The 21,186-nt window shown below is 41.5% G+C and carries 23 protein-coding genes; 9 read left to right on the forward strand and 14 right to left on the reverse strand.

What is annotated here, in order from left to right:
• Nucleotides 1-56: 56 nt before the first annotated feature.
• The 4 genes from JMN32_RS06675 to JMN32_RS06690 form a co-directional block, all read right to left on the reverse strand.
• A complete protein-coding gene (locus JMN32_RS06675; protein ID WP_202855534.1) occupies nt 57-662 on the reverse strand; it encodes a hypothetical protein in 606 nt (201 codons plus the stop codon).
• Nucleotides 663-797: 135 nt separating this feature from the next.
• Nucleotides 798-1,943, reverse strand: coding sequence for a metallophosphoesterase family protein (locus JMN32_RS06680; protein ID WP_202855535.1), 1,146 nt, complete (start codon nt 1,941-1,943; stop codon nt 798-800).
• Between the two features lie 43 nt (nt 1,944-1,986).
• Entirely contained in the window at nt 1,987-3,189 is a 1,203-nt protein-coding gene (locus JMN32_RS06685) for a multidrug effflux MFS transporter (RefSeq protein ID WP_202855536.1), read from the reverse strand.
• Nucleotides 3,190-3,261: 72 nt separating this feature from the next.
• Complete coding sequence (locus JMN32_RS06690) at nt 3,262-4,107, reverse strand: helix-turn-helix domain-containing protein (protein WP_202855537.1); 846 nt, start codon at nt 4,105-4,107, stop codon at nt 3,262-3,264.
• 212 nt (nt 4,108-4,319) lie between these two features.
• On the opposite strand from JMN32_RS06690, the gene JMN32_RS06695 reads away from it, so the two are divergent.
• From JMN32_RS06695 to JMN32_RS06705, 3 genes are all read left to right on the forward strand, one after another.
• Nucleotides 4,320-4,721, forward strand: a complete 402-nt coding sequence (locus JMN32_RS06695; protein WP_202855538.1) for an SEC-C metal-binding domain-containing protein — start codon at nt 4,320-4,322, stop codon at nt 4,719-4,721.
• Between the two features lie 126 nt (nt 4,722-4,847).
• The gene (locus JMN32_RS06700; protein ID WP_202855539.1) at nt 4,848-5,204 is read left to right on the forward strand and encodes a nuclear transport factor 2 family protein; all 357 of its coding nucleotides are present in this window, start codon (nt 4,848-4,850) and stop codon (nt 5,202-5,204) included.
• Between the two features lie 16 nt (nt 5,205-5,220).
• Nucleotides 5,221-5,829, forward strand: a complete 609-nt coding sequence (locus JMN32_RS06705) for an HXXEE domain-containing protein (protein WP_202855540.1) — start codon at nt 5,221-5,223, stop codon at nt 5,827-5,829.
• A 111-nt stretch (nt 5,830-5,940) separates the two neighbouring features.
• Here JMN32_RS06705 and JMN32_RS06710 read toward each other — a convergent pair whose 3' ends face one another.
• The 6 genes from JMN32_RS06710 to JMN32_RS06735 form a co-directional block, all read right to left on the reverse strand.
• Nucleotides 5,941-7,698, reverse strand: a complete 1,758-nt coding sequence (locus tag JMN32_RS06710) for a peptidoglycan DD-metalloendopeptidase family protein (RefSeq protein WP_202855541.1) — start codon at nt 7,696-7,698, stop codon at nt 5,941-5,943.
• Between the two features lie 6 nt (nt 7,699-7,704).
• Nucleotides 7,705-9,528 (reverse strand): hypothetical protein, encoded by a 1,824-nt coding sequence (locus JMN32_RS06715; RefSeq protein ID WP_202855542.1) that lies wholly within the window; start codon nt 9,526-9,528, stop codon nt 7,705-7,707.
• A gap of 488 nt (nt 9,529-10,016) precedes the next feature.
• A complete protein-coding gene (locus JMN32_RS06720) occupies nt 10,017-10,184 on the reverse strand; it encodes a hypothetical protein (protein WP_202855543.1) in 168 nt (55 codons plus the stop codon).
• 42 nt (nt 10,185-10,226) lie between these two features.
• Nucleotides 10,227-11,150 (reverse strand): PNPOx family protein, encoded by a 924-nt coding sequence (locus JMN32_RS06725; RefSeq protein ID WP_202855544.1) that lies wholly within the window; start codon nt 11,148-11,150, stop codon nt 10,227-10,229.
• 62 nt (nt 11,151-11,212) lie between these two features.
• The gene (locus JMN32_RS06730) at nt 11,213-11,578 is read right to left on the reverse strand and encodes a DsrE family protein (RefSeq protein ID WP_202855545.1); all 366 of its coding nucleotides are present in this window, start codon (nt 11,576-11,578) and stop codon (nt 11,213-11,215) included.
• A gap of 103 nt (nt 11,579-11,681) precedes the next feature.
• The gene (locus JMN32_RS06735) at nt 11,682-12,353 is read right to left on the reverse strand and encodes a TetR/AcrR family transcriptional regulator (RefSeq protein WP_202855546.1); all 672 of its coding nucleotides are present in this window, start codon (nt 12,351-12,353) and stop codon (nt 11,682-11,684) included.
• 231 nt (nt 12,354-12,584) lie between these two features.
• Between JMN32_RS06735 and JMN32_RS06740 the strand changes: the two genes are divergently transcribed.
• The 3 genes from JMN32_RS06740 (at nt 12,585) to JMN32_RS06750 (ending at nt 14,079) form a co-directional block, all read left to right on the forward strand.
• Entirely contained in the window at nt 12,585-12,923 is a 339-nt protein-coding gene (locus tag JMN32_RS06740) for a phosphatidylserine decarboxylase (RefSeq protein ID WP_202855547.1), read from the forward strand.
• 78 nt (nt 12,924-13,001) lie between these two features.
• Entirely contained in the window at nt 13,002-13,568 is a 567-nt protein-coding gene (locus JMN32_RS06745; protein WP_202855548.1) for a Crp/Fnr family transcriptional regulator, read from the forward strand.
• A gap of 52 nt (nt 13,569-13,620) precedes the next feature.
• Complete coding sequence (locus JMN32_RS06750; RefSeq protein WP_202855549.1) at nt 13,621-14,079, forward strand: DoxX family protein; 459 nt, start codon at nt 13,621-13,623, stop codon at nt 14,077-14,079.
• A gap of 160 nt (nt 14,080-14,239) precedes the next feature.
• Here the strand turns inward: JMN32_RS06750 and JMN32_RS06755 are convergent, their stop codons facing one another.
• Genes JMN32_RS06755 through JMN32_RS06765 form a run of 3 tightly spaced genes read right to left on the reverse strand, consistent with a single transcriptional unit; the run spans nt 14,240 to nt 17,224 of the window.
• Nucleotides 14,240-14,881 carry a response regulator transcription factor gene (locus JMN32_RS06755; RefSeq protein ID WP_202855550.1) on the reverse strand — a complete coding sequence of 214 codons (642 nt, stop codon included), beginning with the start codon at nt 14,879-14,881 and terminating at the stop codon, nt 14,240-14,242.
• 3 nt (nt 14,882-14,884) lie between these two features.
• Nucleotides 14,885-16,756, reverse strand: coding sequence for a tetratricopeptide repeat-containing sensor histidine kinase (locus JMN32_RS06760; RefSeq protein WP_202855551.1), 1,872 nt, complete (start codon nt 16,754-16,756; stop codon nt 14,885-14,887).
• Nucleotides 16,757-17,224 (reverse strand): hypothetical protein, encoded by a 468-nt coding sequence (locus JMN32_RS06765; RefSeq protein ID WP_202855552.1) that lies wholly within the window; start codon nt 17,222-17,224, stop codon nt 16,757-16,759. It lies immediately after the preceding gene.
• A 679-nt stretch (nt 17,225-17,903) separates the two neighbouring features.
• Here JMN32_RS06765 and JMN32_RS06770 point away from each other — a divergent pair.
• Both JMN32_RS06770 and JMN32_RS06775 read left to right on the forward strand, forming a co-directional pair.
• Nucleotides 17,904-18,191 (forward strand): hypothetical protein, encoded by a 288-nt coding sequence (locus JMN32_RS06770; RefSeq protein ID WP_202855553.1) that lies wholly within the window; start codon nt 17,904-17,906, stop codon nt 18,189-18,191.
• 88 nt (nt 18,192-18,279) lie between these two features.
• Nucleotides 18,280-19,638, forward strand: coding sequence for a hypothetical protein (locus JMN32_RS06775; protein WP_202855554.1), 1,359 nt, complete (start codon nt 18,280-18,282; stop codon nt 19,636-19,638).
• Nucleotides 19,639-19,843: 205 nt separating this feature from the next.
• Here the strand turns inward: JMN32_RS06775 and JMN32_RS06780 are convergent, their stop codons facing one another.
• Nucleotides 19,844-20,704: a hypothetical protein gene (locus JMN32_RS06780; protein WP_202855555.1), complete on the reverse strand. Its 861-nt coding sequence runs from the start codon at nt 20,702-20,704 to the stop codon at nt 19,844-19,846.
• A 180-nt stretch (nt 20,705-20,884) separates the two neighbouring features.
• Between JMN32_RS06780 and JMN32_RS06785 the strand changes: the two genes are divergently transcribed.
• Entirely contained in the window at nt 20,885-21,022 is a 138-nt protein-coding gene (locus JMN32_RS06785) for a hypothetical protein (protein ID WP_202855556.1), read from the forward strand.
• The last annotated feature ends 164 nt before the right edge of the window (nt 21,023-21,186 follow it).

Consider the following 21,186-nt stretch of genomic DNA (forward strand, 5'->3'; position numbering starts at 1 on the left):
AAATGACTTTTGAGACGGCCTCATTTAAGTTTCTGTAGGGTAGTGGAGGAAACTAGTTATTTATCCTCATTTTCTTTCAGAGCCGGAGGGGAGATCATAATATGTGCACGGTGCGTACCGGGGTCCATGATCCATGGCCCGCCGGGAACCATTGGGCGTATAGGTAATCCTGTAGATTCGGCTGTAGCAAATGGAATATACACTACATAACGAAGGTTTGCCCCGGTCACTTTGCCAGTAGCCGGATCATATTTTCCATCGGAGCCTGAAAGCACATGAAGTGTAGTAGGTTGGTCGGGCATTTTTAGCTTTTTTTCCTTAACCTCCTGTTCGCGAATTTTGAAGACCTCGCCACGATTTTTACCTTCCGCATAAAGCTCTCTTCCTCTGGTCATGAATGGTTCCAGGTCCTTATGGTAACAGGCGACACTGAAACCTTCCTTATTCGGATCATCCGCGAGGCAAATCAACTCATTGGTTCCTTCTTTAATCATAACAAGATTACCCTTTGCATCATAGCCTAGTACTGAAGCTCCTTCCCGTTGCTCTTCGGGTGCGGCTTGTATGGCGGCATTTATCTGATCTTCTTTATTGGGGACTTGGGCCATGACCATAGAAGCACATAGCATTAAGATTAACAGAGTATTACATAAAATTTTCATAGGGGAGTAATTTTGATTTAATTAAAGATAGTGAAAAGCTTGATACCTCTCAACCCCATTACCTTTGAGGGTGAGGGGTATGAACAGTCCCCTTATCCTCATAACCTTATAATACGTTATTTAAATCATTTTGTATTACTTGCTGTTTTGCGACCACGTGATATCAAAAGTATCTCTCACAGTGGTACTGCCGGTAGGTGCTCCATAGTCCGGAGAGGGTACGGGTCTGCCATGTGAGTAGGCTTTTACCGTGCCATCAGTCATTACTTTAACCTCTGTGAAGCCAAAATAATCTCCGCTATCAAGGGTGGTGCCTCCATTACCCGCTATGATCTGCCAAGACGCAGAGCCTGCGGGCTGTCCTGCCCAAAACAGGTGCTCATGAGCGGAGAGCATGGCTTCGCTGCGATTCTTGTTCATGGCACTCCATAGTAAATTTACCTGCTCCCTATTCCAGGCAAGCCCAGGATCTTTGCTGTCTCCGGTAGCCAGACCTTTGGCATCGTAAGCGGGTTTATGGCCCATTAAAAAGATATGGCCTTCCTTATGACCTGCACGCCAGGTATTGATATCATTAGTGATCCAGTCTACTGGCACTTTGCCCGGCTCATTATAGGTATCGGTATTCATCAGTACAAAATGGTCGTCGCGGTGATCAAAAGAGTAGGTAAGTTGACTTTCATCTTTTAACAGGCTATCGGGACCTCCTATACCCGGACCGTTATTACCAACTATGAAATCTGACATCAGTCTGAGCCAGATTTCATTGGCATATTCGTTGGGCACTTCTTTGTAATCAGGAGGTGTTGAGTAGAGAAATTCATGGTTTCCGGGTACGGCCACCATTTTTATTTTACTTTTAGAAATAGCGTGCTCGTAGTACAGTTTTTTCCAGGCCTTCAGCTGGTTGACCAATTTGCTGGTATCCTGGCTCTCAGCCAGCACCAGGTCTCCCACAAAAAAGAAGTAATCTGGTAGGGGATTAAGTTTCATGGCATCATCAAAAGTTGCCATAAGCTGATTGAGATTGGTATGTGCTTCATTGTAGTACTTGGAATTTTTCCAGGCAGCATCGTCATCATGCCATGAAATACGATTGCAGCCCATGACTACAAAAGAGTACTTGACCTCTACAGAATCGCTCGTGGCCAGCGGGGTCTCCTTTTGTTGCTGAGCGGAATTGCAGCGGACAAACACCATCATGGCCACAGCCACGATCAAAAGCTTTGAAATCCTCCTGAAGACAAAGCGATAGGGTGAAGTGGTTGGTTTTGAATACATTGTAGGTTGGTTAAGGTTTATGACACTTTTCTGGCGCTGTATTTTACCCTTTCCCTGCTTTTCCTATCCAGAAAATCATACCTAATGATAATAAACTAAACACTAAAAAACCAGCAATTAACGGTATAGCTGTACCATTAAAACTGAGGCCAATGAGGATACCGAAGGGCACAGATATGAATGTAGATAGCGAACCTACCAGTGAGCTGCCAATTCCCGCTACATGCCCCAAGGGCTCCATGGCAAGAGCATTTAAATTGCCGAAAAGGAGTCCGACACAAAACAGGCTGATCACAAAGAACACCATGACCACCCAAAAGTCGAGGTGGTCGAATGTGCTCAGCATCAGATAGGTTAGAGAAACTATAAATAGCATACCTAACGCTACTTTGACGATGTATCTCATGCCCTTAAGCATCACAATTTTGGCGTTGAGTAATGATGCACTACCAATGAAAAGAGCAATGGCGGCGAAGCCTCCTGCAAATATTTCAGCTTCTCCATAGGCCTCAAAAATCTGTTGTATGGAACTGAGAAAGCCCAAAAATATACTGGAAACAAACCCTGCCACAATAGTGTAGCCCAAGGCAACCCTGTTACCACAGATCTGACTGATAACTTTGAATATTCTGCCAAATGAGAACGGCATACGCTTTTCTGCTTCCAGGGTTTCAGGCTGCCTGAACATAAACCAGACAAGGATAATGACCGCCACGATCGACAGCAGCAGGAAAATGAAACGCCAGTTAGCAAAAAACAAAACTCCCTGACCTAAAGCGGGTGCTATGGCAGGTACAATAATGAATATGGACATTACAAATGACATCACTTTGGCCATTACTGCCCCTTCGTATTGATCCCTGATGAGTGCAATGCTGATAATGCGGGGTGCCGCCAGGCCTATCCCCTGAAGCAGTCTTCCGGCCAGCATCATGGGCAATATTTCAGCAAAGAACGATACCAGACAGCCCAGAAAAAACAGTAACAGCCCCAGGTAAACAGCCGGCTTCCGCCCAATGAAGTCCGACAGGGTGCCATAGACCATCTGCCCTACGGCAAGCCCTAAAAACAGCATGGAGATAATAAGCTGAATATCATTTGAGCCAGCCTTGTCGAGGCTTACAGCGATCTCCGGTAAGGCTGGGAGTAAACTGTCTATAGAGAGCGCTACCAGGGCCATCATCATGGCCATTAAAGAAACAAACTCAAAAACGGGGATGGGGTAGGCAAGCTTTTTACTTTGCATGAAACGTGTTAAAGTTAATCAGGGGCAAAAGTAGTCGTAGGACCCTTTAAAAAAGTTAGCGATTTCAATCTATTATTTATGAATTTCAATTAGTTCCTGCTTCAATTCGGAAGGGGTTTTACCGGTATTGACTTTAATGAATCGGTTGTATGAATTCTGACTGTCAAAATTCAAATCGAAGGATATCTCCTTATGGGATAGTTCATTGACAGTCAGCAATCTCTTGATCTCAATAAGCAAATGCTCTTGAATAATTTGTTTTGGCGACTTGCCCAATGAATGTACTATTTCAGTGTTGAGCTTGCTGGCGGAAATCCCCATGGTGTCAGCATAGTACTGTACATTTCGCTGAGTTTTGAAATGTGCCTGCACCAGGGCTATAAATTGCATGGCTGGGGCAGTATCCTTCCTGAAACCAGGCTGATCATTCACCAGTTCAAAAACCTCAATTAAAACCAGGCTAAAGTAGCTCACCACCTTATGGAAGGATAACTCTGTGCGCTCTTCAAAAACAGACAGCAGGTCGATAATAAGTCCATGTAACCTGTCATAGCTCTCTTTGGAAGTGGCTATTTCAGGGTGACTTTGCAGGGCATTTATCCACTCATGGTGCGCTGAAGGTAGGTTAAGCTGAAGGAATTCCTTAGTGAACTGAATAGAAAACCCGTTTTCTCCTGCTCTCTTGAGCAGGTGTACCTGCCCCGGAGATATGGTATATAGTGTCTTCTCGCGGGTTTTATACTTAACAAAATCTATGATCTGTTCTCCACCGGCTCCTTCGGTAAACAGGAGTATTTCATAATAATCATGCCGGTGGATTTTGGTGAAGTCGTATGGGTTCTCATGCGGTATCTTATCTACAATGATACCGTTGAAGTTCTTTGCATTGATATCGAGCCTGTGGGTTTTAAATTCCATGAGAACCGGAGTTGGTAATAAACCTACGTGATTGAAACCTAATGGTTAACTATCCAACAAATATAGTGGTAGCTGTCAGCTCATACCGGCAATTGACTCAATTTTTCCTGTTCCAGCTTGTAATCCACTTAAAATAATTTTCGAAAGGCATAAAAAGCTTTTAGTTTAGGCATCAGGAATTAACACATACCGTTGTTTTAAAAGATTTAAAATTGAGCAGAAAGCAAAGAAATAAAGACACTAAAAATCAAGATTCCTTTCTTATTGATAAGATCATCTGGACAATTCTAACGCCAATACTCAAACCCTTGAGTTACCTTAACGAACAGTTTTTCCCGGAATATGAAATAGACGAACGGCTACTCCGCAATAACGAACCCTGCTACTGCGGTTCGAAAAAGGAATATTCGGCATGTCACCAACCTGAGCTAAAAAAGAAAGGTAAAATAGCCATCAAGATTACAAAGACCTATAAAAAAACCCGCCGGACAAAAGTTAAATACAAGGTCAAACCCAATGAAAAAAAGATACTGCGTCAGCTCAGATCCGGTTCAGTCAATCCATTGAATACAGATGGAAAATATGTTGGTACGGATGGTTATCAGTCCTTGTAAAGCTAACCTTGACCGATTTTAAGCCATAACTCTTACTCTCCTTCCGGGAATTTATTAATTTGAGTAAAAGCAGCCAGGGTTTTAAGCCCAAAGCTGCCTTAGTCCAACCTTCTTAAAATCAAGAAAATGGATACAAAAAAGCTCGTAAAAGCATGGTTTGACCAATGGGAAAGTGGTGATTTCCTCAGATTACCGGTTACAGAAAATTTCAGACACACAAGCCCATTTGGCACCATCTATGGTAAAAAAGCCTATTTCGACCTGGTGGAGAAAAACAAAGACAAGTTCCTGGGGCAACACTTTGACCTACACGATGGAATTTACGAAACCAACAAGGCTTGCGTACGGTACACTGCCCGACAGGGAGATGATTTCTCTCTGGATGTAAGTGAGTGGTATTACTTTAAAAATAACCTCATCGAGGAAATAGTGGCCTACTACCACATAGGTGAGATCAGAGAGGAGAGAAAACTTCAGGAATAACCATAACCTCGGACTTATGGACATCTGGAGAAAACACTGGTATGATGTAGGGGCTGTAATTGCCGTATTGACTTTAGTGCTTCTTTTCATCAGCAAAACAGACCTTTACCGTTTCGATTTTCTAATGTGGGGGAGTTTTGCTTCTGTTTTGCTACACCAGTTTGAAGAGTATCGCTATCCCGGGTATTTCCCCGGAATGTTCAACAAAGTGATGTTTAACAGTGATTTGCCCGACAGGTTCCCTCTCAATACTCAGTCGTCCTTAATCATCAATATGGGAGGCTGGGGGCTTTATTTTTTGGCAGCGTTACTGGCTCAAAAGGCCATTTGGCTTTGCATAGTGTCCATGTTGGTATCCGTTGGGAATTTTGTTATCCACACTTTCGTGTTTAACATCAAAGGCAAGACATTTTACAACCCCGGCATGGTGACTTCCATACTGCTGTTTTTACCCATCACCGGCTACTTCTTTTACTATGTTACTTCAGAAAAAATGGTGACGTTAAACGACTTCCTGATCGGTATACCGATCGGTATGATTGCCAATGCACTAGTCATTAAGCTTGTTAACCATTATAAAAATACCGAAACGCCTTACGTTTTTGAAAAAAGGCAGGTTAGGTGAAATGAAAATGGGGCTGCCTTAAAAATGCTGTAGATCATCACCTTAAATCAAGTTTAGAATGTCGAGTGATCTATCTAAGACAGCCCCACCCTTTTGGCTGGATTTATCTAATTATTCATATACAACCTGCCGCACCTCTGTGCCAGACTTTGTAATAAAATAAATAAAGTACATCCCTTTTCCCGAGCCAGATAAGTTCAGACTGATTGGCTGCCCTGTAGAAACATTATTCTGCAAAAAGAATAACCTACCCTGTGGATCAAAGATCTTTAGCGTACCTTCTTCGTCCATACCTTCTCCAAACTGTAGGGTGAATTGCCCTTGGTGTGGGTTAGGATAGACCGTGAATGTATTCTTGGCTTCAGAGTCATTCTCCACATCTGCCGTAGCCATCCTTTGGTTTCCTGAACCGCTTGGCATATCATTGATATAAGCATTACAGACTCCACCTGACTGTACTTCAAACCCTGTTGAAAATATAACTTCCTGACTTGCAGCACATGTAACTTCACATCCTTCTACAATTAGATCATTGACTGTTATAGTCCCACTGGCTTCGACAACCCCGCAGGTAATGCCTACCACATTCACTGGAAGCTCTCCTGCACTTACCAACTGTATATTATTTACTACAGTTGCTAATGACCAGGTATTACCGCCACATTGACGAAGCACCTCCAGATCATAGGATGCTCCACCTGTCAGGTTATCAACAATTATTGAATTTGATGTAACATTAAAGTCGGTTATGTCCGTATCCCGCCAATTACTTGTCCCTGACTCTGTGTACCTAGCTATATATCCGTTTGAAGGAGAAAGCCCACTAATAGTAATTGCCGTATGTTCTGCGTTTACGCTTATTGATGATGGTGGACAGTTCCCCGTGTCAGTGCTCCCTGTTGTAACTTGACCACCTGTACAATAAGGCTGCTCATTGTTACAATCTAAACATACTACAACTGAGTAAGTAGTAGCTGGCTGTAAATTACCATTAACTACTGTCAACTCTGTTCCTGTAATACCACTTTGATAAAACCCTAACTCTCCAATACTAACGGAATACGATGAAGCATCAGATATAGACCCCCATTTCAATTTTATAGAATTCGCTGTGGCGAATGCATATTGGATATTTGGGTGCACATTACATACATTAGGTACAGGCTCGGATGCTAGAATATCAGCAGTAAAATCAAAATTAGCTGCAAAGGTATCCTTATAACTTTGTTTAATGACATCAGAAAATCCCGTAGCAGTCAGCGAGTATCCTCCCTGCAATAGGCTAAGCCCTGTTAAATGTCCATTGTACCCAGGACTTCCTATATTTTTGTAAAGAGTTATATGTGCATGGCAATTAGTCGTCCCTTCATCTCCCACATACCCAATTTTAGTACCCTCTATTACATTCGCTCCATTGCTCACACTTACTGTATCCAAATGAGCTATTCTTAAAGCAAAATTTTCTTTTTTTATGATCACCTGACCACCAAAATCTTCATTTTGAAAACCTGCAAAAATTACTTCTCCGGACATTGGGGAATTAATTACTTCACCGCAGGAGTTAGCTGCATTTCCACCGCATAAAGCCCAGTCCTCCGAATAGTAATCGCCGGCAACATGATTTCCTCCACCATGATAGCCTAAGCCATTTTCACCAGTAATTCCCCAGCCATCACACTGTGAAAATTCAATATTATCACCAGCATAACTTCCGGTAGTAAAAGGCCAATACAACGATGATATCCCGTTTGGGTCAAGGTTAACCTGAGCCTTTGTTTGTAAACTACAACCAAACACAAGCATCAGCGCCAGCCCCAGGGAAACAAGCCACGGGGCTCCTGTCTTTATTTTTATTAATAATTTCATCATCCGTGATTATTTTGTCTCCAGGGTTTCCAAACGAGCTTTTAGCTCCTCGTTTTCCTTTTTCAGTTTTATCATATGCAGGGTGAGTTCCTCTACTTTTTCTAAAAGTTTATAGGTCATCTCACCGAGGTACACCCCTTCATTTTCTTCAATTTCCTGCGCTGACGGTATACCCGGCAAGTGCTTATGCTCCTTTACATAGGCCTCAACTTCATCCAAACCTTTGAGTGTGTAGTCTTCTTCAAAAACATAATCCGGCACCAATGGGTCAGGCTTTACTTTGATTTCCTGAGCTGTCATTTTGCCTTGTACGGCCAAAGAGTGATGGTTCTGATTCGGCACACCCATGACCACAGTTTTGTTGGAGGTATTGATCAGAAACCACTTGTTTCCGGTTTCATCAGCAATCACAAATTCATCAGGGTTGCCACCATTGGTTACCATACCTACGTCCCAGGCACGGTTCGCAGTCTGAAAGCGCATCATGGCATTACCACTGGTATTGTAAACATGCAGACGCTGTTGTGCATTAACGGTTCCAATACCTACATTTTTACTCGTCAGGTTAGCACTGAGTATAGTGGTGCTGCCTTGAGGGTCTGTTAAAACAAAGTGCGGATTTCCGCCAGGGGCACCATTGCCCATGCCTGTGTAGTGTCCACCCTGCATACGCGCTACAGTATTTCCATTTTCAAATAATCTGACGTGTGGTCGGCTGGTTCTGGAGATATGCATGAAGCTGCTTACTTCAAGAGGGGCAATAGGCGCACCATCCAAATATGCAGAAGGGATCATCCCCACGCCAACATTACCGGCATTATAATAAACATCGCTTCCATTCACAGACCATACACCTCCTCCGGCTCCGCCGGTAGGCGCCTGCCAGCTGGCCACACCGTTAGCATCTGAGGTAAGTACATAGCCGGCAGCAGGAGAACCTCCCCGAATAGCTATGGTACCATTGACATCCAATGTTTCAGTAGGAGTAGTCGTACCTATGCCCAGTTTTGTAGTCGCAAAATCTCCGTAAAGCAGTGTATTGGTAGAAGAGTTAGCCAGATAGAATTTATCCGAACCCGTTTCGCCATGGCCAGCCTGGTTTCCTATAAAAACATTGTTGTTACCAGAGACATTGTTATAACCGGCAGTTTGGCCAATGTATACATTTTTGATACCTGTGGTATTCTTATATCCTGAAAAATTCCCTATACATACATTATACGCACCGGTGGTATTTAGCCTTCCTGCAGTCTGTCCCAGAAATACGTTATTATGGCCAGTGGTGTTGTCAAAACCAGTATAGCTTCCTACAAAGGTATTCGTAGAACCAGAGGTGTTTTTATACCCCGCATAGTAGCCCAGAAAAGTATTAGAAGAGCCGGTCGAATAGTATCCTGTCATATACCCGGCAAATAAATTGGCCGAACCCGTAGTATTGCTATAGCCGGAAAAGTATCCTACAAACACGTTACCATCCTTAGTGTTTTGGTAACCTGCATGCTTCCCAAGATATACGTTATTACTTCCAGTGCTGGCATAACCTGAATAATCGCCAATGGCAGTATTGTACTGTCCTATTGTATTTTGATATCCACTACTGCTCCCTATGAATGTATTTTGAGCCCCTGTAGTTGTGTTTGCGCCGGCATTAGCGCCAATAAATGTTGAAAAATTACCTGTACTCAGATCCTGTCCGGCATTGTATCCAATAGTGGTTCCATAAACAGCCGTGGTTATACTACCCCCGGCATTCGTGCCGAGTGTTGTGTTTGTCTGGCTCCAGCCCATGTTGACTGCCAGCATGGTGAATAAATAACTTGATAGTTTTTTCATTTTTGTTGGTTTTTAAAAGGTTAATTAAACATTGTTTAACTATGTAATATGTTGTAACATTTATATGAAAAAATGAATATTATATTGGTTATACAAGATATTTTAAAACAAAAACGCCTGGCATGCTGAAAGTTAACGGACATGCTTACTACAAAGCCTTGATAATAAGCACCTTTTTACCCTAATTAATAGATTAATAGAAAGAGGCTGGTCGTGTATAACAGATGCCAATGAACGCGCTTCTCTATAATGTGACAGGCAAAAACTAACTTCTGGGGAAAGTACTACGCCTGCTGATGATAAAATGAAATCGCTTAAAAGAACGGAGAGTATAAAAACCCTTTTAACACTGAATAGGAAGGGGTAAGGGGCATTAATTCGTGCAAGCGCCTTCTACCTGAAGAGTACACTTTATTAATATTTCTTTTCAATGGTGATAATGAAGACTAATCAGCTTCAAGATTTAATTTGCCTCTTTAGTCAATGAATTAAATTTCATTGAAAGTGTCTGGCATTTCTCCTACAGTATCCCAAGGGCACATTGCCTCACCCAGGAGTTTGTGCGTGTAAATCACATCAAAAATCAGAAGCGAGTGCCATGGCTCAAATGTCCCCTTCATCATTTCGTTTTGTGTATGAGATACTTCAAGCTGCATTGTATTTCCGAAAGCTTATAGTGAGCAGCTGATGCTGACATTTCATGATTTCGGGTTGAAAGGGGAATAACTCATCAATTCCCAGTTAACATGATGGTGGTTTGTGGTAACAATGGATTCCTTAACCCTAAAAAGCCAATAACGGCCAGTACCCGTTGTTTTTACAAGATCTTGCTCTCCTGTTGGATCAAACATGATCTCTGCGGTACCCGTAAGCTGCAGGGTTCTCTGATTTTGAAAATCAATAAACAGTAAGCCTGCATTCGGGTTTTGCACGAAGTTGCCCAAAGTGTTGTACATACCATTCCCTTTGTAATCCGGGATTTTAAGGGTTTTCTCATCCAGAACGTCCACAAAGCCAGGGTTACCTCCACGATGAGATGCATCAAAGCGGCTATTGTTGCTTTGGCTGCCGACAAACAAGGTATCTGAGGCTTTAATCCAGTTTATGTGGTCATGTGTAAGGCTTGTTTCTTTCGCCTTTTCCACTTTAACCTGACCAAAATTTTCGCGAGAGGAAATCACCCTTTGTTGAATGTATTTCGGGCAATTGGGGTAGGCCTCCTCAACGGTTACATCTATTTTATCTCCATGCAGAGAGGCTACACCATTGATCCTGAAGCGTCTTCGGGTGTCCAACTCTATAAAAAGAGAGCCTACGTTTACATTACTTTCCAGATTTTGAAAGAATATATCATTGGCATCACTATAAATCCTACTCTTGTGGATGGTGAGGGCTTTGGCATTCGGCACAGTTACAAAGCCAAAATCACCAACTAGCAGCGATACCCATACCTGACCCTTATTATCCGCCGAGCTCACTACAGCCATGGGCTGTTTCTCGATAAAATTAAAAGCTCCTCGGGTAATAGTGTTTGATATGGCTCTGCCATTTCTATCAGCAACAGCCTGTTCTCCTACTCTTTTCTGTATTTCTTTTTCGCCTTGATGGAATATTTCATTCATAATAAACAGAATTAAATAAGTGGGCCGGTAGCTTAGTAAAAAACTAACAGCCCTGCTTAAACCTAAAATGTAATTACACTGTAACCTTCTTTTTGCAGTTTGACGAAACTTGGCAGACCCGTGGTACCTGGTACGCTGTTATCCTTGATCAGGTCAAGACCTGAAGGGTCTGCTCCAAAAACCTCGGCACAACCACATGAAACGCCCTCAATTGTATCTTCTATGGCTTTGTAAAGCGCATTGCCTGGGTGATCAGTCTTTTGAAGTACTTTAGGCCATCTTGTTCCTGCCCCTTGAAAAAGTACTTTCACTTCTTTTTTGGCTTGTTTAAAGTCATACGCTGCCGCCATGGCATTAAATACACGTCCCAAAGCTTCTTCGGAACCTGCCTTGGGTTCTGATAGAACCACAATTGCTGTTTTGCTCATTCTTTTAAATTTTTGAGTTTTAATTACTACTCCTCCCGTTCGATTGATTTGCACTATTTTAATTAATTACCGAACGTTCGGAAAAATACTAGTGCAAATTTTTTTATGTCTTAATATACATTTCTTCAATTTCCTTTATAGCCGTTTTAAACACCTGAGGATCATCCAGCATCTTGCTTACTACCAGGCTTCCCTGAATTTTGGTCAGTACTGTCACCGCCGCATGTTGCGCACTTTCTTCTGACATGCCCAAGTCTCTTCCAAAAGCATGAAATGAGTCGATCCATTTAGTGGCTGCTCCGTTTAACTCTGCATTGAACAGATCCATCCCACTATCCATGGAAAGGGCTCTTAAAATGCAGGTGCTTTTGCCTCCATTGTACAGCTCATCTATTTTACTTAAGGCGTAACGCAAACGCTCCTCTGGCTTAATATGCTTATCCCGCAACACATTCACAATGTTTGTATCAATCCACTCTCCGACGAAATTCAAAACGGCCAGGACAATGTCCTTTTTACCTCCCGGAAACCTGTGGTAAAGGCTGGCCTTTTGTAAACCTGAGGAAGAAGCAAGCTCATTCAAACTGGCACCTTCATACCCCTTGGCTGACAATACATCTTTTAGCCCTGCCAGTAATGTTTGATCGTCTATTTTTTGTGGCCTCACGGTACAAATATAATACGTCAAATACATCATTACCAAACGTTCGGTAAAATTGATGTGATAAAATTCACTTTTTGTAACGTAGTGTCTTCTGGTTGACAATTTGGCCATGCTGGAATGTGGTATGAGTTTAGTATCGAGTTTGCATCCTGGTGCGAAAACACCATGCCCTGCGGTTCATTGAAGCAGATTATGCAAATTCATGGTACGATAAAATTGACCAAAGCTTGTACTACTTTTTCTATATCAACGATCAACCTTTGGAAGCATTGAAAGGGAAAGGCTACTTCAACAGCTTTTTGCAATGCCACGATCCCTGCAAAACATGGCTCAAAAGCTTTAATGAAAGCTATGGTAAATTTATGGATACTGAAGAATCATGGAATGCCGACTATTACCAAATTGCACTCTCCCCGCATTTTCTGGCAGGCACCTCTCATACCGATCGGTATACAGTCGGTATCGTCAGTAAACTTTGAAGAAAGTGTTCAAGTAGGAGTGCAGGTAACTAAAGGTGATATGCTGTGTTACTTTCTCTTTGGAGGCTCTGACTGCATCATCATATTTCAGGACAAAGCAGGCTTTGAGCTAGAGGCTCCCATGAATACTTCCGGTGACAATTATGAACACCGATTGGTGAGAGAACGATTAGGGTATCTTGGCAATAGCAAAGAAGAGTAGCACACTTCCGGAGAGATGCTTGAAACTATTGAGTGAATCCGATACTTTAGTAGGAGTTAAAATGACATAGAAGCGTAATTGGAAGAGATTTACAAATACTATAAAGAACAGTTTAACATTTCTGAAAGTGACTGGGAGATTTTCGCTTCTAAACTTACAAGGCAGGAGTTTCCTAAAAAGAGCAAAATACTCAACGTGGGGCAAACGGAAAATCACCTTTCATTTATCGAGCAGGGTATTGTAAGGTTTTACATTCCCAAGGAAGATAGCGACCTGACCTTTAGCTTTGCTTTTAGTGGCTCCTTCGTCAGCGCTTATGATTCTTTTCTTACACAAGCACCCTCTCACTATGTTGTAGAGGCCATTACGCCAACCGTGCTCTGGAGGTTGACTTATGAAGATCTGCAAACCGTTTATCAACAGTCAGAAATAGGCAACTTAATAGGCAGAAAAGCCAGTGAAGAACTATTTTTAAAAAAATCACAAAGAGAGCTCTCTCTTCTTAATGAAAGTGCCGAAAAAAGATATCTGAATTTATTTACAGAAAGGCCGGAGCTGATCCGGCAAATTCCGCTAAAGTTTATCGCCTCCTACATTGGTATTACGCCACAGGCCTTGAGCAGGATCAGGAAGCGCATTTCTTAACCTGGGTTCATTGTTTGCTCCCTTCAAATACCTGAAGTTTGGATTTAAAAAGATGAAACCACTCATTGTTTTATTCGCTGTTTTCGCCATTTCTTCACTGGTAATCAAATGGATAACAAAGCAGATAGACTATCAACTTGCAGGCAGGATTGCCATGGCGTGTATGCTTTTGTTTACTGCTATCGGTCATTTTGTCTTCTCGAAAGGTATGACAGCCATGCTCCCGAATTTCTTACCTTATAAGAGCGAACTTGTCTTCCTTACTGGCTTATTGGAGATTGGATTTGCCATAGGCTTACTACTGCCCAGGTTTCAGCAAATTACTGGCTGGGTGCTAATAATTTTTTTCGTACTGATCTTACCCTCTAATATCAAAGCCGCCCTGGAACGCATCAATTATCAAACAGGCGAACCAGATGGCCCCGGCCCGTCCTATCTCTGGTTTAGGGTACCCATGCAGCTTTTGCTTATTGCCTGGGTGTATTTATCTAGTTTGAGGCAGCAGGTATAGAGTTTAGAGTATATGTGTTTCTTTTCACATTTATTAACGTACCCTGGTGTTGGAATACACGGTCACAGGTGAATTGAAAGTCGAAGCGAAGCAAACTGGTGAAAAGTAACTCACTTTTTAAATAACGTATTCAATTCTTATACACATGACTCTTCAGAACTCAACCAATATCAATGATCCCCTTCTCAATGGCCAATTTGACTAATTCTGCAGAGGTCTTCACGTCTAGCTTGTACATAATATTCCGGCGATGTGTTTTGACCGTATGCTCACTAATATGCAAAGCTTCTGAAATGGCTTTGGTATTCATCCCTCCAGCCAGGCATTCAATGATTTCCCGCTCTCGCTCAGAAAGCTCATCAGCCTCAGCCCTGGCACTCTTCCTGCCTCTGAAATAGTCAAAAACCTGATCATTGATTTTAGGATGGAAATAATTCTGGCGCAAACTCGTCTTCGTTATGGCCTCAACAAGTTCAGGTTTGGAAGCATCTTTAAGGATATAACCCTGAGCTCCCTTCTCCAATGAGTTTTTAATCTTTCTCATGGACTGGTGCATAGTAAGCATCAAAATGGGTATATTAAACCCTTCTTTTTTTAGAAGTTCCATGGTAGCTATGCCATCCATGATCGGCATGTCAATATCCATCAAAATAAGGTCAACTTGCGTATTCCGCAGAATACAAGGCAACTCATTACCATTTTTGGTATGTTCTACTATCTCAATCCCGTCCGAGGCCTTAAACATAGCTTTTAGCCCTTCTGCAAATAAAGGATGATCATCTACAATTATTGCTGTTATCATTTTCTAAATTACCTCATGATTAAATGAATTCATTGGCAGATCAATGTTTACTGTCGTGCCACTACTGGGGTTGCTATCAAAAGAAATTTCACCATTTAAACCCTGGATCAGGGCAACCAGACTTTTTAATCCTATTCCCGATTTTTTACTATTAATAATTTGGGTATCAAAACCTTGCCCATTATCAAGTACCAGAATATTCATTAGGTTTTCCTCGATAAAGTAGGTGAGGCAAATGGATAACCTTGTTGCTCTTGCGTGTTTCAATACATTGCTCACCAGTTCCTGGATTATCCTGTATATTATAATTTCGTCTTCAGACTGTATGCACCCCTTATTTATCGAAGCAGAAAACTCCACTTTAATGCCATTAGCCGTTTGGAGGTGATCTGTAAGTTCCTTGAGTGCAGACACCAAGCCAAAGTCATTGGAAATACCCATGTTCAACTCATGGGAAGTGTTCCTGATATCATTACACGCCTGATCTATGAGTTTGGTAAGTGTTTGGTGGTTGGGTATGGCATTTTCGTCTATTCCATTGATGTTTACTTTGATGGTGGCCAAAAGGCTGCCAAAATGATTGTGAAGTTCCTGGGCTAATCGTTTCCGCTCACTTTCCTGTCCTTTCACCATAGATTGCAGGGTTTTGGTCTCCTGCGAGCTAAGTAGGTTTCTTATTTTTTCATCATGCTGTTTTCGCTCTTGTTTTGCAATCAGCCTGGTATTCAAAAAGCGCTGACGAAAATAGAGGAGTACCACCACTGCAAACACCAGCATGATAATGGCAATAATTATATATGTTCTGTTGAGCAGTTGACGTTCTTCAAGCAGATCTATTTCTTTTTCCCTTAAGCTGACTTCAAACTCTGTACGGAGGTCAGCCATTTCCTTAGTAGTTTCAGTATTTTCAATACTATCCTTATATGCTATAAATTGATTTTGAAACTCAAAGGCTTTAGCATAGTCATCTTGCTCTGCGTAAAGTTGTGATAATAGCTGAGTAGCATCACGAATCTGCTCTTTTAGGTCAAGGGACTTGGCCAAATCCAGCGCCTGGATTGTATGGTTAATAGCAGCCTCGATATTTTTTTGCTCTGTATAGAATCGCCCAAGCTGATTGTGATAATCTGCAATGCCATACTGATCTCCCAGAGGTTCCAGCATTTCAATAGCTTGCAATAGGTCCTGCTCTGCTGTAATGTATTTCCCCTGTTTCCAATAGACCAGTGCACGATTACCTATGGTATAGGCTTTGCCAATATCCAGATCGATAGAATCAAATATGGGCTCTGCCTCATTATAAAGTAATAACGCAGAGTCCATAAGATTTAAGTTATAATAGCTATAGCCCGTATTAATGAGATTAATAGCCAATTGTTCTTTAGTGCCATTTTGACGTAGGATCTTTAAGGCCTTGTTTTCATAAAGCAGTGCATTTTTAAACTGATTATTTGATGTATACGTAGCAGCTATATCCAGATAGCCCTTAGCTTCATCGTGACTTAATTGGTTATCAGAAGCTAATTTTACGCTCAAAAAAAGACTCTTTAGAGAACTCTCCAAATGTCCCTTTTGACGATAAGCTACTCCTCTGACGCGGTGTGCCCTAACCCTATATTCAATGTGTTTCTTATCCTTAAGTTCATCTAAAAGCATCGCTGAGTATTTGAGCACTTCATCTGGAGAAGAAGACTTTACCATGATCACGCTAAGGAGGATCATGCGAAGAGAATCACTAATTCCCCGATTTTGCTCAAGTACAATTTTTAAACTATCTGCTTCCGACTGATTTTGACATACCGATTTAGGGACATTAAGAATTACAATGAAAAACAATAGGCCAAGTACTCTGACGAAATATCCTTCCTTTATCACTTAATTGGGCGGGTTAACCGTTTGATCTGATTTAAGTTTTGGGTCTATTGTGCAGTGATATACGACATTTTTATACTCTGAATCGGCGTAATGAACGAAATAGCAATGCAAGGTAAATGTTTGGGTTTCAGTTTTTGTGCCGGGATCAGGTTTCACGGTAAGAACCATGACATTGGCAGGCATATTGGTCCCCATGGGGTTAGGGCCTGGTTGCACGATAGAGCTAGATTTAGATTTGAAACTGGTTAACCAAAACATAGTACCGTCGGTTCCTTCGTTATTTGACAGTGTAAACTGGATGCTTTCGCAACCACTTACATCTATCACTCCCTCTTTTGCTATGGGAATCTTATAGTATTCATCATCCAAGGGTATGATTTGTCCTGGAGAAGTTTTTTGATAAGCAGCCACAATACGTTCTACATCTAAATAAACTGGAATTTGCAAAGTTTTTTCGTGTTCACTCATAGTCCGGTGATTAATTATGTTTAGAATATTTATATAGCAAATATAATGTTGATCCATCCCACCTGAATACCCCAAAAGTGGTATTTGCTAAGTTGATATACCTCCACTCTAGACCTTAAGCCTATTGAATGCAAATACCCTTACCAATTAACCCAAGGACTCTGAAGGACATAGATGGCATATTCTAATATACTTCTTTTGATGAATTTCTTTACTTTAATGTAGTAGCACTTACCTAAAGAAGTGAGCCTTTCCAACACAAAATAAGACGAAACTTAAAAGCTATCTAAAAAGACTAAGAATGTATTAACAATATATTGCATCATGATCAATGCGTATATTTTTAGGTTTCACCTGCACTTACCTTCGTTCTATAAACTTTCTACGGCATATTTTTTAATGCAAATGCCTAAACACCCCATTTCTATAGAACAGTGGAACGCTTCTACTCTAATGGTGTCCTGAAAGAGGCCATAAGGTGCTATACCCCAATTGGGGTACGCTAAAGAACCCCTCTTTTGAGTGATGGAAACCAGTTTTCAACCTGCCAACTTTAAGCATCATTAAGCCATTAAAGTGGAGAGCAGAACCCACTCAAAAAAACGGACTGTTTCCATTCAGTATACAATGGAAGGCGATAGCCGAAAAGCCTTACGAGTAGGAAAAAATCAAATTAATTATGTCAAACGAAAATGTAATTCAAAAAGAAACTGTCGTAGGTGGGTGGTCACCATATGGCCCGCTTACACCGGAAGAAAATGTAATTTTCAAAGAGGCTATTGCAGGAATAGTCGGAGTAGATTATACACCCACTGCGGTTTCTACTCAAGTTGTAGCTGGCATGAATTACCGCTACAAGTGTAATGCCTCTATTCCTCCTTCAGATGTGATATGGGAAGCAATTGTGGAAATCTACAAACCTCTGGGAGACAAAAAGCCCATTGTCATTGGAATTACAAGAATTTAAGCCTAATCCGATGATTCTTAGGAGCAGGTTATTGACTGCTCCTAGCTTATTTAACAAATCAATATGTCTTACAAAAACACCTATGACTATGAAAACATCCAACTATTATTCAGGTAAGATCTGGAGAGGGGTAGACTACAGCCCTACATGGCCTACATGGTCTGCTACACCCAATACACAGACAGGAGATTCAGATTTTGCCAATGATGCCTTTCAATCCCTGTGGAGCAATAAGTATCTTCCCGCCCCGACGAACGATCCAAGTGGCCCTGTCAAAAATTCCAATTACAGAGATGACCTGAAGACAATTAGTGACCTGGGTTTTAATCTTATCCGTTTATACAACTGGAACATGGCCCGTGGTACAACATCCTCATCCAACACCGGACTTGATCATATCAACTTTCTTAATTATGCATACTCTCTGGGCCTCAAAGTTGTAGTTCCAATTTCCGATTATTTCTTGGGAGATAATCAATACAGTTGGAATAATGGGTCTCCCGACGCAACTTATTCTTTTGATAGTGCCCCATCTGGTATTCAAACAGACTTTACGGAATTTATAAATAGTATTACTGACCCTTCAACAAATCAAATACATGAAGCCGTACACTCAGTAAGTGTAGGGAATGAGGGCGACATTGGTGAAGGGATCAATGGTACAAGTCCATCAAATTTTTTAGCCAGAACTATTTGGTGGATCGTGAACCTCAACAAGCAAATCAACGGAAGCGGGGATTCTCCGTCCATAAAGCTGAGTGCAACTTTTTCGAATGCCGATCAGGGCGGATCTAATGGAAGTTGGTTTTCGTGCCTAATGAATGGTGTAACGGCAAATCAAAACACGCCATACGGGTGTGCTCTGGGCTCCTCTTTTGGTTTTGCTGTTACCGGATTGAGTGCTATCGACAGTTCGTATAAAGACTACTACTACAACAGTGTCAACATTTCGCAGGTTAACGTAAGTGACAATTCAAATAACCTGGCAGCAACCCTTGCACTTTACGATTCCGGGGCGTCCTCATGGCCAGGGGGAACAATGAACGTTCCGCTCTTACTTATGGAAGTATTCGCTCCCAACCGGGGCAGCAGCCCTGCTCCTTATGACCAGGCTACAGCAGCTGTTAACCAGGTTGGCTCCATTGAAAAATATTTGCATGATAACAAAGCAGGGACCGCATCCAGTACTACATGGCTATTCGGCTATAATTACTTTGAGTTCAATGATGAGCCAGAGCTAAATAAAACGGTTGGTTTATATGGTTATATAGACACAGATGATGAAGAAAGTACCGGCACAACTTCACTGTCTTATGGCAGCTTCCCCAGCATAACCTTTCCTCTTTACAAGCTGGAAGCTAACCCAGGCCCTGACGGGACGGGAACACTTCCTGCAGCAATAACGAAGCATTTCCCTGCACTTAAAGAGCCAGCTCAAGTGGTGTGATGGTCTCAGGGTTTGATTTAAGCAGGTAGTCCGTGAAGGTTTCTTCTCGGACTTTGCTTATGTTGTTCTATCAAACATATACACAGAAAGAAAGTGGCATGGATTCAATCACATAGTTAAAGCTCTTTTATTAGCGGTAAAGAGCAAATAAAAGTAGATGATCCATGAAGAATATGCGTTTGAATATCATACAAATGAGAAAAACTCAAAACCACTGACCAAACATATGTATATAATTAAATGCTTGTAAAAATACGAGTAGTATTGTAGCCAGCGTAAGCGCATATACGAACCAACCGACCAATGTCCTATCACCTGTCTCATTTTTGGTACGCACAAAATAGAAAAGGTAATAGAAGAAGCCCCCAACCATAGGGATAAAGTATAATAAGTCTTGCCCTTCACCAAAAAACTCAGCAAAGGTGACTCCATTTCCGAATAGCTTTACAATAATCCAATTGAGACCAAAAAGTATCATTTGGTACAGTAACCCAGCTACAATCGGCACAGACCATTCTTTTTTCTCGTCACCTTCTTTAATCAGGTTAGTAAATAGTAATGCCTGAAAGGGCATAAAAACATGCCCTGCAAAACCTAACCAAAAGTATTTGGCACTCACTGGAGGTGTATTGATGTGGGTGGCAAAGGAGAATATATCGGCGATGTTAACTACAAAAAGCCCGAAAGAAGAAATGAACAAAAGCGGGAAGTATATAAAACCCATGATGTTTCCTTCCATTCCATGGAAATAACCATATAAGGTAAATACAGTAACACCCCAACCAATAAATGAAAGCCAATAGTATTTGGGCTGATACACCTCACAAACATCGAAATCAGCCGATGTGAAATAACCTATACCATAGGTGATTGCCAGCACAAGAACAGCAAATACCATAAGGTAAACAAAGTAAGCTCGCCGGTTTAACCTAACCGTGTTTACCCCTACTTTGGTAAAAAAAGATGATTTATCACCTTGAAACAGTACCAGGCAAAGTAACAACCCAAAAGGGTTAAGCATGATGTTGAAAATGGCTATAGCAACATCCTTATATTCTGTTAGCATACAATTAATTTAGCTCCAAAACTACAGTTCTTTTTCTATTTTGAAAGTCAATACCACCCTCACTACAGACCGAGGAATTATCCCCTTTTAGTCATAAATCAAATCGATTTGATTTGCTTTAGGCAACGTGACTGACACTTAAGCGGCAAACCGGAGAACAAACCGGAGAATTATGTGAACATGAGCTCTAATACAATCGGGTATGAATTAATGGTCAACTATGCTAATAGTGTTGACCCCGTTCAGGGGGAAAATACTATTGAACTAGCAGCTGATGCTACTACCCTAGATTATTGGCTCGGCCACAGGAAATACTAAATAAGGTTTAGCAAAAAGCATTTCATTTGATACCATGCACCTAGAAATGAGACACATCAAATTACATGACAAGTTATACTCTAGCAGAAGCTTAAGATTTGTTGAGCTAGGGGACTCTATTTCGAATTTCTTGAAGTAGGATATTAGAGCTATTTCTAAAAATA

The sequence above is a fragment of the Fulvivirga marina genome (genome assembly GCF_016775155.1).
GTDB classification, from domain to species: Bacteria; Bacteroidota; Bacteroidia; order Cytophagales; family Cyclobacteriaceae; genus Fulvivirga; species Fulvivirga marina.

Coding starts and splice junctions, on each gene's coding strand:
- JMN32_RS06740 (WP_202855547.1), top strand. CDS start 12,585: ATGAAAGCTATGGTAAATTTATGGATACTGAAGAATCATGGAATGCCG.
- JMN32_RS06785 (WP_202855556.1), top strand. CDS start 20,885: ATGAGCTCTAATACAATCGGGTATGAATTAATGGTCAACTATGCTAAT.
- JMN32_RS06715 (WP_202855542.1), bottom strand. CDS start 9,528: ATGAAAAAACTATCAAGTTATTTATTCACCATGCTGGCAGTCAACATG.
- JMN32_RS06730 (WP_202855545.1), bottom strand. CDS start 11,578: ATGAGCAAAACAGCAATTGTGGTTCTATCAGAACCCAAGGCAGGTTCC.
- JMN32_RS06780 (WP_202855555.1), bottom strand. CDS start 20,704: ATGCTAACAGAATATAAGGATGTTGCTATAGCCATTTTCAACATCATG.
- JMN32_RS06770 (WP_202855553.1), top strand. CDS start 17,904: ATGTCAAACGAAAATGTAATTCAAAAAGAAACTGTCGTAGGTGGGTGG.
- JMN32_RS06765 (WP_202855552.1), bottom strand. CDS start 17,224: ATGAGTGAACACGAAAAAACTTTGCAAATTCCAGTTTATTTAGATGTA.
- JMN32_RS06755 (WP_202855550.1), bottom strand. CDS start 14,881: ATGATAACAGCAATAATTGTAGATGATCATCCTTTATTTGCAGAAGGG.
- JMN32_RS06735 (WP_202855546.1), bottom strand. CDS start 12,353: ATGGCCAAATTGTCAACCAGAAGACACTACGTTACAAAAAGTGAATTT.
- JMN32_RS06690 (WP_202855537.1), bottom strand. CDS start 4,107: ATGGAATTTAAAACCCACAGGCTCGATATCAATGCAAAGAACTTCAAC.
- JMN32_RS06700 (WP_202855539.1), top strand. CDS start 4,848: ATGGATACAAAAAAGCTCGTAAAAGCATGGTTTGACCAATGGGAAAGT.
- JMN32_RS06675 (WP_202855534.1), bottom strand. CDS start 662: ATGAAAATTTTATGTAATACTCTGTTAATCTTAATGCTATGTGCTTCT.
- JMN32_RS06705 (WP_202855540.1), top strand. CDS start 5,221: ATGGACATCTGGAGAAAACACTGGTATGATGTAGGGGCTGTAATTGCC.
- JMN32_RS06680 (WP_202855535.1), bottom strand. CDS start 1,943: ATGTATTCAAAACCAACCACTTCACCCTATCGCTTTGTCTTCAGGAGG.
- JMN32_RS06710 (WP_202855541.1), bottom strand. CDS start 7,698: ATGATGAAATTATTAATAAAAATAAAGACAGGAGCCCCGTGGCTTGTT.
- JMN32_RS06750 (WP_202855549.1), top strand. CDS start 13,621: ATGAAACCACTCATTGTTTTATTCGCTGTTTTCGCCATTTCTTCACTG.
- JMN32_RS06775 (WP_202855554.1), top strand. CDS start 18,280: ATGAAAACATCCAACTATTATTCAGGTAAGATCTGGAGAGGGGTAGAC.
- JMN32_RS06685 (WP_202855536.1), bottom strand. CDS start 3,189: ATGCAAAGTAAAAAGCTTGCCTACCCCATCCCCGTTTTTGAGTTTGTT.
- JMN32_RS06720 (WP_202855543.1), bottom strand. CDS start 10,184: ATGCAGCTTGAAGTATCTCATACACAAAACGAAATGATGAAGGGGACA.
- JMN32_RS06725 (WP_202855544.1), bottom strand. CDS start 11,150: ATGAATGAAATATTCCATCAAGGCGAAAAAGAAATACAGAAAAGAGTA.